The 1,441-nt window shown below is 68.2% G+C and carries 1 protein-coding gene; it reads left to right on the forward strand.

The annotated features are described in order from the left end of the window. Positions 1 to 108: 108 nt before the first annotated feature. On the forward strand, positions 109 to 1,257 hold the full coding sequence (locus OR37_RS20480; RefSeq protein ID WP_004625353.1) for an epoxide hydrolase family protein: 1,149 nt from the start codon (positions 109 to 111) through the stop codon (positions 1,255 to 1,257). Positions 1,258 to 1,441 lie beyond the last annotated feature (184 nt).

Raw genomic sequence — 1,441 nt, forward strand, 5'->3', positions numbered from 1 at the left:
ACGAGTAGACTAAAGCGCGGGATGACGGTTATATTTTTCGCAAACTCGGATCGCTTGACCTCCCTCGGGGAAATCAGCGGACCCTCCCTTCAAAACAGGGAGGCCGCCATGGCGACGCCGTTCGAGGTGCACTGGTCCCGCGACCAGATCGACAAGGTCCTGAGCCAGGTCCGCGCCTATGAGTTCCCACCCGCCCCGGAAGGCGGCGGCTGGGCCTATGGCTGCGACGTCGATTTTCTGAAGGCCCTCTGCGCCTACTGGACCGACGGCTTCGACGTCGGCGCCGCCCAGGCCAACCTCAACCGCTTCCCGCAGTTCACCGCCACGATCGAGGACCTCGACATCCACTTCGTCCACGTGGTCGGCGAGGCGAAGGGCAAGCGCCCGCTGCTGATCACCCACGGCTGGCCGGGCAGCCATTTCGAGTTCTGGGAGTCCATCGAACCCCTGGCCTTCCCCTCGCGCCACGGCGGCGACCCGGCCGACGCCTTCGACCTCGTGATCCCGTCGCTGCCGGGCTTCGGCTTCTCGGGCAAGCCCAGACGGCCGCTGGGCCAGCGGGCCACGGCGCGGATCTTCAACACCCTGATGACCCGCGAGCTCGGCTACGAGACCTATCTGGCCCAAGGCGGCGACTGGGGCGGCCTCGTCACCTCGTGGCTGGGCCTGGACCACGGCGCGCACGCCAAGGCCATCCACCTGAACATGATCGGCCTGCGTCCCGCCGGGCCGCCGCAAACCCCGGAGGAGATCGCCTGGATCACCGGCTTCGGCGCTCAGATGGACCTCTGGGGCGCCTATTTCCGCCTGCAGGCCAGCAAGCCGCAGTCGGTCGCCTGGCTGGGCGCCAACAACCCGGTCGGCCAGGCCGCCTGGATCCTCGAGCGCTTCCACGACTGGGCCGACCTGTCGGAGAAGTCGTTCGAGCAGGTGTTCAGCCGCGACCAGCTGCTGACCAACCTGATGATCTACGTGATGACCGGCAGCTTCACGACCGGGGCCTGGTACTACCGCGCCATGCTGGAGGAAGGCGGGGCGGTCCTGGCCGAGGGCCAGCGCTGCGAGACGCCGACCGCCTTCGCCAACTTCCCCGGCGAGAGCATCTACAAGCCCCCGCCCCGCTCCTGGGCCGACCGCGCCTACAACATCACCCGCTGGAGCGAGATGCCGCGCGGCGGCCACTTCGCGGCCATGGAGGAGCCCGGCCTGTTCGTCGAGGACGTCCGGGACTGGGCGCGCGAGCCCCCCTCCCCTTGATGGGGAGGGGTGGGGTGATGCCGCGATTGACGCCGAGAGGACGTTAAGGCCGCACTCACCCCCATCCCCGCCCTTCCCCCATCAAGGGGGAAGGGAGTTTCTGGACGGACTTCTCTCAGCGTGGCATCGGGGCTCCGTCCGCATCCAGGAGTTCGCGCCCGATGGCCCGCTACAGTCTACTCGT

The organism is Caulobacter vibrioides OR37 (genome assembly GCF_000372645.1).
In the GTDB taxonomy this organism is placed as follows: domain Bacteria; phylum Pseudomonadota; class Alphaproteobacteria; order Caulobacterales; family Caulobacteraceae; genus Caulobacter; species Caulobacter vibrioides_E.

Excerpts from the sequence above, each read along its gene's own strand:
- OR37_RS20480 (WP_004625353.1), top strand. The coding sequence starts at position 109 with ATGGCGACGCCGTTCGAGGTGCACTGGTCCCGCGACCAGATCGACAAG.